Source organism: Clostridium chromiireducens (assembly GCF_002029255.1).
In the GTDB taxonomy this organism is placed as follows: Bacteria; Bacillota; Clostridia; order Clostridiales; family Clostridiaceae; genus Clostridium; species Clostridium chromiireducens.
In genome coordinates, this window is sequence record NZ_MZGT01000122.1 from 1 (window position 1) to 8,925 (window position 8,925).

General features: G+C 27.8%; 9 protein-coding genes. All 9 read left to right on the forward strand.

Annotated elements, in window-relative coordinates:
* The first annotated feature begins 268 nt into the window (after nt 1-268).
* On the forward strand, nt 269-1,402 hold the full coding sequence (locus CLCHR_RS23120; RefSeq protein ID WP_079442257.1) for a GGDEF domain-containing protein: 1,134 nt from the start codon (nt 269-271) through the stop codon (nt 1,400-1,402).
* A 317-nt stretch (nt 1,403-1,719) separates the two neighbouring features.
* Entirely contained in the window at nt 1,720-2,187 is a 468-nt protein-coding gene (locus tag CLCHR_RS23125) for a DUF6323 family protein (protein WP_079442258.1), read from the forward strand.
* Between the two features lie 6 nt (nt 2,188-2,193).
* The gene (locus tag CLCHR_RS23130) at nt 2,194-3,549 is read left to right on the forward strand and encodes a DUF6179 domain-containing protein (RefSeq protein WP_079442259.1); all 1,356 of its coding nucleotides are present in this window, start codon (nt 2,194-2,196) and stop codon (nt 3,547-3,549) included.
* 215 nt (nt 3,550-3,764) lie between these two features.
* On the forward strand, nt 3,765-3,914 hold the full coding sequence (locus CLCHR_RS25045) for a hypothetical protein (protein ID WP_169896872.1): 150 nt from the start codon (nt 3,765-3,767) through the stop codon (nt 3,912-3,914).
* A 346-nt stretch (nt 3,915-4,260) separates the two neighbouring features.
* The gene (locus tag CLCHR_RS23135; protein ID WP_079442261.1) at nt 4,261-4,476 is read left to right on the forward strand and encodes a DUF3791 domain-containing protein; all 216 of its coding nucleotides are present in this window, start codon (nt 4,261-4,263) and stop codon (nt 4,474-4,476) included.
* A gap of 250 nt (nt 4,477-4,726) precedes the next feature.
* Nucleotides 4,727-5,551, forward strand: coding sequence for a nitroreductase family protein (locus CLCHR_RS23140; protein WP_079442262.1), 825 nt, complete (start codon nt 4,727-4,729; stop codon nt 5,549-5,551).
* A 134-nt stretch (nt 5,552-5,685) separates the two neighbouring features.
* On the forward strand, nt 5,686-6,114 hold the full coding sequence (locus tag CLCHR_RS23145; protein WP_079442263.1) for a thioredoxin domain-containing protein: 429 nt from the start codon (nt 5,686-5,688) through the stop codon (nt 6,112-6,114).
* A gap of 481 nt (nt 6,115-6,595) precedes the next feature.
* Complete coding sequence (locus tag CLCHR_RS23150) at nt 6,596-7,489, forward strand: AraC family transcriptional regulator (RefSeq protein WP_079442265.1); 894 nt, start codon at nt 6,596-6,598, stop codon at nt 7,487-7,489.
* A gap of 113 nt (nt 7,490-7,602) precedes the next feature.
* Nucleotides 7,603-8,925 (forward strand): DUF697 domain-containing protein (locus CLCHR_RS23155; RefSeq protein ID WP_079442270.1); only part of this gene is annotated, 1,323 nt, incomplete at its 3' end.

Below are 8,925 nucleotides of genomic sequence, written 5' to 3' on the forward strand. Positions count from 1 at the left end.
TTAAAATATAGTTATTATGCATATAATATGTAATTTGATTATTTAAGTGCTAAAATAAGGGTAAAGGGAGAAAACTATATGATGGGGCTATACATTATTATAATTTTAGTAATTGCAATTGCAATCACATTAAAAAAGAATAAGTATGATAAAAGCAATTATAAAGCAGATTGAAGAGAAACAAGTCTCAGAACTTAATCTTAAAAATGAAAAGAAATCAATATATTAAGTATATCTTATATTTGAATAGAAATGGAGTTAATATATCATGGCATTTTTATCACCAGTTCAAGTTAATATAGTTTTATTTATTTTATTGCTTATTTTATTTGGACATACTTATTTCAATATGAATAGAAAAAATATAACTAATAGATTGTTTATGTGGATTATGGGATTAACAGCATTTGCTATAATGCTGGAGATTTTAAGCGTTTTATTAAATAATCCAAATTTAAAGCAATTTATGGTGGTACAAAAGATGGTCAATGTTCTTGGATTTACAGTGACTCCTGTTATCCCATTTTTAGGATATATATTCAGTAAAGAATGGGTAGATAGGTATCAAAAAGAGAAAATTAAATTAAATAAAATACTTCTACTACCATTATTCATAAATGGGATAATGGCAGTTATAAGCTATAGTATAAACGTACTTTTTTATGTAACTAGTGAGAATATTTATGAACGTGGACCTTTATTTTTTATATTACCTTGCGTAAGTTACTTCTACTTTGGCTATAATATATATTTTATTTATGAGCAGCGTAAAAAGTTTTCTTGGTGGGAGCTTCGTATATTTAATTTATTCTATATTGCAGCAGGAGTATTTACGGGTATTCAGCTTGTATATTCTAGTTATTTAACCATTTGGAATGGTACTGCAATGATGATAGTTATTATTTATATTTTTATATTAAATGACCAGGTACATAGAGATAGGTTGACGGGACTAGAAAATTATTCATCCTACGAGCATTATATTGAAAATGTATCATTTAAGAAGATTGATAAACTTTTTATAATCAATATTGATATAGATGATTTTAAAAATATTAATGATCAATACGGGCATAACGAAGGGGATGAAGCACTTAAAATGTTTGCTAATCTACTTGTTGAGAGTTTCCCACTAAGAAGAAAAAAATTGATACGTGTAGGTGGAGATGAGTTTTTAATTTTATTAGAAGGTGAGCGGCAAGAAATAGCTGAGAATTATATTAGAAATTTAAATGAAAACATTGAGGCATATAATAAAACTGAAGAGAAACCATATGAATTTAAATTCAGTTATGGAATGGCATGTTATAGTAACGCTAATGAAAATATTCATGACATTTTGAAATGTGCAGATCAATTGATGTATGAGCAAAAGAAAAGTAGAAAGGTGGAGTTTTATTAATCCAAAAAGCTACAGATTAAAATATTGACATAGTTATAGAGGGAATTTAAGATAAGGAAATCGGAAAAAAGGCACCAGACGATAAACGTCATGATAAATATAAATATGTTGCATAGTGGATAGGGTAAGAAATATATTCATTTTAGTGATTCGGATATAAAAAAAGAGTATCTTCAATTTTGAAGATACTCTTTTAACGTCAAAACACATTGACAGCAGTAACTACCAATGTTATAATAATCGATAATATGTATATATTTTAATCATAACATATTTTTAAAATTAAGTCAATACTTTTTTGAAAGGAAGTTTTAAGATTGAATGAAATTATTAATTTATTTGAAAATAACTCACTAGAAAAGCAGGTATTTGATGAAATAATTGAGTGTAATGAGGTTACACGTGATTATAGCTTAAAGTTAAATGAAGAAGATGTAAAAGAAATTATTAAAACAAGAAATATAGCTCTTGAGAAAAGTGGAAGAATTGAATTCAATGGCCAGATAATAAACAAACTTATTATAGCTTTTCGTGATTCACCATATATATCCCAGCATAACTATAGTGAAACTATAAATGAATTAGTAGAAATTTTTTATAACTATAAAAATGAAACTTTAGACTTCATAGGTGATGAGGAACTCATAGAAATTATGAAGGAATATTTTGATAACTACTGCCAAGGATCTTTAGAGCTTTTAGAAGGAAAAGTGCTGTATAAAATTGCTGATAATATAAGAAATGGTGTTAAAGATTATACAAATCTTGATAGTGAAAAGGATTGATGAATTATGGAAAACAGGCAGAGCATTGAAAAATATAGCTACTTTGTAGAAAATAATTTTAGTGAGGACCATTTTTTAAAGGATGTTTTAGTAGCCTGCTATGAGAAAAAATTTCTAGATGAAGGTATTTTAAAGAGGATATCTTATGAAAGGCTTGATATATTAAAAACACAACTAAAATATTACACAAAAGATGAAAGTAGTTCTGTAATGGTAGAAGTAGCAGAAAACTTGATGGAAGGTATTGATTATACACTCGGATTTTATTTAAAAACATTTAATACACTTGAACTAATAATAGAAAAGCTAAAGAATGAAAGCTTGTCTCAAATGCTGGAAACTGGTAGAGATTTAATAAAAGTAACAGTAGAAGAAAGTAAAAATCTTTTAGAAGACATTATGGAGAATAAGCTTAAGATAAATAATTACTCATATGATGATACTATAGATCATGGGATTTCATTATTTTTTGAAGAATATGAGTATTTCTTTGCACCCCATGAAGGAGAAGGTTCAATAGATTATCAACTTTATATGGACAATATGAATTACAAGGGAATTGAATATATAAGGAATTATTTAAAAATCTTAAGTCTTGAAAATGAATTTTGCAGTAATTTTAACATTAGTGAAATCAATGAATTATTAAAAGGATATGATAAGAGAAGTGAAGAGCTTTTGATAAATGTATTTGAATTAGTGCTCATAAATTCACTAGGGCTAATTATATGTGGGAAATCCTTAAGCAGCTTAGATATAAATAGTGCTGATAGAGAGCTTATAAAAAATAAATTAGAAAACTTATCTGTAGAAAAGCTGCAAGAGGAAGTATTAAAATATGCAGATAAATGTTGTAGTATTCTAAGTATTAAAAATAACGAACTAATAGATTATGTTAGAAAATCTGCAATTAAGTTAAAAGACTGGTTATATGAAAGTATTAAAGTAAATAGATTAGAAACAGTATTTATATCTTTAAATAAAAATGAAGATGATGAATTTATAGAATATATAGATGGAAAAAAATTAAGCAATGCTGCATTTAAACATCTGAGTGAAGAAATAAGGGAATGTTCTTTAATTCAAGATAAGATCAAATTAATAAAGAATAATATTAAGAGTTTAGAAGATATGATAGATATATTAAATGCAGAATGCTTATTTGAAGGTGAGCATATAGCTCTCTTTAAAAGCTTATCAAAGATAGAGCTTATTCTCCTTACAAAGCATATATCAGATTCAAACTTTGACAGAGAATATATAGAAGAATGGTATTATGAATTTAAGAACTATATTCTAAGTTTAGATGAAAAAGATCAGGAAAGCATTGGAGAGTATAAAGAAAGAATAAGAGTTATTTAAATAATAAATATATAGATTTAATTAAATTCATTTGAAAAGATTGTACAAATATCTTATAAAGCTAATGTGAAAATTAACCACTACAATTTTGTAGTGGTTAAAATTTTGAGAGTTTATGCAATATTAAACTCTTATTATGTTAAAATACACTTGTAATTATAACTAGAAAATAAAAAATTCAAATTATAGATTCAGATCAAATATTCCTTTCAAAAATGGAGTCACAAGGTTTTAGTTTTAGCAGTGATGAAGAGTATGATTTTATATCGGAAAGAACAAGCTACTCTTTCGAATTTGTAGAATTTATTTTATGGCAGAGATATTGTTATGAGATGGAAAATGATTATTGGACCTATGATAGATAAATCAGGGAAGTTTGATGATTCCTATGATGAAATACCATTCTAAAAATGAGAAACAATAGTAAAGTGCTTATCTTGTTGGGATAGAGCACTTTACTATTGTTTCTAATTGGCAATTCTATAGACATAAATATTGAGTATTTATCGTAGCATATTTTTAAGTACATGCTGCATTCTGTTTTAATAAAATTAAATTTAGGTTATAATTAATATTAATTTTATATGAATTGTTAGAGAGAGAAGAGACAAAGTTTTGGCAATATAGTACTGAAAAATTATTTGAAATGTTTTTAGAACAAAGGAACAGCGGAAAGATAAGTTTTCCACAAGTATAAGGTAGGTGAAAGTAATGAACAGGTCTATTGATTTCACAGTTTTTTGTATCGAAAGTTATAAACAAGCACATAATATATCGGGCAAAGCTGCACTTAAAATTTTTAATGATAATAAGGTTTTTGATTATATTAAATCATTTTATGATGTGCTCCATACAACAGGTCAGGATTATATTGTGAAAGACATCGATTTTTATATAGATTCAAGACCAAAAGAATTTAAAAATTAGTGTGATTAAAATATGATTAGGCAGAATTTGTAGAATGGTATAGCGATATTAGCTATACCTTTTCTTATATAAACTGCATTCTATTAAGGCTATCTATATTATCACAGCGAAATTCAAATGGAGAGAGTTTATGTAAAGTAAGATCTTATTTTATGTTAAAATATAGTTAGAATGTATAAAACTAAGTGTTATGTAGAGAAATTATATGAATAATATAAATAAAGAGATAGAATAAAATAGGGAGGTAACTATGGCAAATATTTTTAATAAATCAATGAATGAAATAGTGAGTAAGAGACATTCTGTAAGAAATTATGAAAATACAGAACTATCAAATGAGATAAAAGAAAAGCTTCAGGCATATTTAGATGAAATCAATGATTCAGGAGGTCCATTTGGCACCAAGGTTAGAATATCATTAATCCAGAAGAATGATGCTAATAAAGAAGTAAAATTAGGAACCTATGGAGTTATAAAAGGTGCTAATTACTATTTGGTTGCAGTTTGCAAAAATGGTGATTATGATTTTGAGAATCTAGGATTTCTTTTTGAAAAAGTAGTATTGTATTGTACATCTTTAGGGATTGGAACAGTTTGGCTTGGAGGAACCTTTAGCAAAGGGAATTTCGCAAAAGCAGTTAAGTTAAAGGAAGATGAACTATTACCAATAGTTTCACCAGTAGGAATTGAGGGTGGTAAAAAATCCATTTTAGGAGCTTTATTTAGTAAAAAGAATGGACCTAAAAGAAAAGATTTTGCTCAAATATTCTTCAATGAAAAATTTGATAATCCTCTAACATATGAGGAAGCTAAAGAGTATGGTGAAGTTTTGGAAATGGTTCGACTTGCACCATCAGCTGTTAATAAGCAGCCTTGGAGGATATTAAAAGAAGGCAATAATTATCATTTTTACTCAGAAGGAAAAAGTGAAATGAGCAGAATTGATATGGGAATCGGTATATGTCACTTTTACTTGACAGCAAAGGAAAAAGGATTAAAGGGTGAAATTAAGGTATTAAGTAATAAAAGTCATGATAAATATAAATATGTTACCTCGTGGATAGGGAAAAATTAATAGATTCATTTGAAAAGATTGTATAAATACCGGGATAAGACTTATAAAGTTAATGTGTAACTTAACCAATACAATTTTGCAGTGGTTAAAATATAAGCAAATTATATTAAAGTTATTGAAGGAGGGTACAAATTATGTCAAATATTATTTTTTATACTAAGCCAGGATGCAAGGGAGGCCAACGTCAAAAAGAACTGCTTTTATCGTCAGGTCATACTGTAGAGGAACGTTCAATTTTTGATAAAGCATGGACACCAGAAACTTTAAAGCCTTACTTAGAAAAACTTGAAATTGAAGATTGGTATAATAAAAATGCTCCAGATGTTAAAGCTGGAACTGTAATACCAGGAGCATTATCTATGGAAGATACTCTAGATCTTTTATGTAGTAACCCAATATTGATTAAACGTCCTCTGATGGAAATTAATAATCAATTAATAGCTGGATTTGATGTTGAATTTCTAAAAGAAATAATTGAATTAAAAAACATTCCTAATGAAGATTTAACAAAATGTAAAATGGGTTCTAGCAACAAAACATGTGATTCTCTAATGGAAAAATAGATTTTGCAGTTTATCTTAAAGGATTAACGCAAGGAGGAATAGCAAACAAAACTTATACAATACCAATATTTTTATTTCCAAGGTTTGAATTTATTTAAAAGCTTAGGAGCCAAATAAAAAGCAATTTTTAAAATTGTTCTTTGTTTGGCTCCTTATTATTTTATGAATGGGAAAAAATAAAAAAAGATAACAATATAACAATTTATAGAAAACACGCAGGTTTGAGGGGGATGCACTAATATAACAACAGCCATTTATCACCTTAAAGTGTCTTTTGCATGTGATAAAGTAAGAAGAAATAATATGGAGTAGGTAATTTTTTAATCTTAACATATATGTCAAGGCTAAGGGATTTTATGTTAAAATATTAATCGATGCAGGTACTGGTAATTAAAAAGCATACAGGACAAAATACTGCAAACTAGGACAGGAATATTTTTACAAGGAATTTTATAATACATAGTGAAAGGGGAGAGGATAGATGAGTTTTGGAAAGTCATTACAAGGTGCAATTGATTATATGGAGAGTCATCTCCTAGAGAAGATCAATTACGAAGATGTAGCAAAAGAGGTGTATATGTCGTGTTACAACTTTCATAGAATATTCAGCCTAATGGCTGGGATGACAGCAAATGAGTACATTCGTAACAGAAGGTTGTCACTAGCAGGACAAGAATTACAGCTAACTGATAGTAAAATTATAGAGGTTGCCTATAAGTATGGTTATGAAACTCCTGAAAGTTTTGCAAAGGCTTTTTCGAGATTTCATGGTGTATCACCGAAGTTAGCTAAAAGAAAAGGAACTCAACTCTGTCTATTCAATCCTCTAGCCATTAAAATTATATTGGAAGGCGGAAGCACTATGAATTATAGGATTGAAGAAACAGGCAAACAAAGATTTATTGCAAAGGTGCGAGCATTTAGTAATGAAATTATTAATGAAGCTGGCAATCATGATATTCCAGATTTTTGGGGTGAATGTCATAAAGAACATTTAGTAGACGAGATCAGGAATTTGAGACGAGATGGTAAAAAAGATTTATATGGTCTATGCAGCCCTACTAAAGAAAATGAAATAACTTTTGATTATGGAATTGGAGTAATTATTGATGAAGATACTAATATAGATAACGAAGAAGCAATACTTAAAAAAGGTTACCGTATATGGGAAGTTGATTCGGCAACCTATGTGGTTTTTAAATGCTACGGTAATAATGGTGATTGTATCAGTGAAATGTGGAGTAGATTTTTTAAAGAATTCTTACCACAGTCAGACTATGAACAAACAGAAGATACTGACTATGAAATTTATCCTGAGGAAGGGGAGCCAGGTTTATTTTGTGAATTGTGGATTCCTATAAAGAGGGTATCATAATATAATAGCATCTAAGTAAAAGCAATGTATTTAAGAGTTTATGTAAAGTAAGCTCTTATTTTGTGTTAAAATATAGTTATAATGTATATCACTAGGTGTAAGGTGGATTTAAAATGAATATGAATTTTTTAAAAGGTAATAAAATATCAAAAAAAATGTCAGGGTTAACTGAAATACAAAAATTAATTAGCCAAAAATCATTTGAGCTAAAAGAAACATTAGAATCAGTAGTAGAAGATCCTAGTATTAGTTCTAATACTAAAGCCAACATAATTGTAAATGCTACAGCTTTAATATGTGGAATAGTTGCAGTTCAACCTATACCATTTGCGGATCTATTTATATTAAGTCCTATTCAAGTTGTAATGGTTACATATTTGAGTAAAGTATTAGGGCTCAAGACAAATGATGCAACAGTGCAAGAAATCTTAGCGTATCTTGTAGGAACATTAGGTTTTGGAGTTTTATCTCAACAAGTTATATTAGGGCTTTATAAGACTATAATTCCATTTGCAGGCGCAATTACTACAGTACCACTTGTATATATGTCTACATTTGGACTTGGGATGGCTTGCAAAACTTTAATAAATGCTAAGAAGAATAATATTACACTTTCTAAAGAAGAATTGAAACGAATAAGACAGAAAGAAATAGAAAATATAAAAAAAGAAGAAAGAGATTGGTCAATAGAATCATTAAAGAAACAATTTGAAGCTTTTGACAGGCAAGAATATAAAATATATAAAGGCAAATTACAGAGCTATGATAAGTGTATAGATTCAAGTAATAATTTTACTATAGATGATATTTATAATAAAAAGGAAGAACTTGAAAAGAGGATTTCTAGATATGAAAATATACTGACTGAAAGCAAAGTTATATATACTTTATGTTTTATGAAGACATATGAGATTATAAAGATTGAAAATATTATAGGTCAATTAGACAGAAATGAGTTGAGATTAGAACTTAAAGAGCAAAAAGCTACATACAAATTACAAGGTTTAGCTGATATATATATAAGATATGAAAATCAAAAATATATAATTGAAGATATACAAGCTTATGAAAGCAAAATAAATAATATGATTGGAATAATAGGTACTAAAGATGAAATGTTCCATCTAGCTAATAAGGAAATACGTGAAGAATTTATAAAGTCTTTTGATAGAGCTAAAATTAGTTTATGCATAGCTAGTCCGTGGTTAAATAATTATGTAGTAAATCAAGAACTGATAATAAAGATAGAAAATGCACTTAAAAGAGGAGTCAATATAAAGATTCGATATGGAATTGAAGATAGCAGCTATAGTTCACAAAAAAATAATAGAAGTTTAAATAGTGATAGAATTGCAAATAACTTAATTAATAAGTTTGAAAAATATGGTCAAAGATTCAAAATGAAAAAAGTGAATTCTCATTATAAGGTAATGATT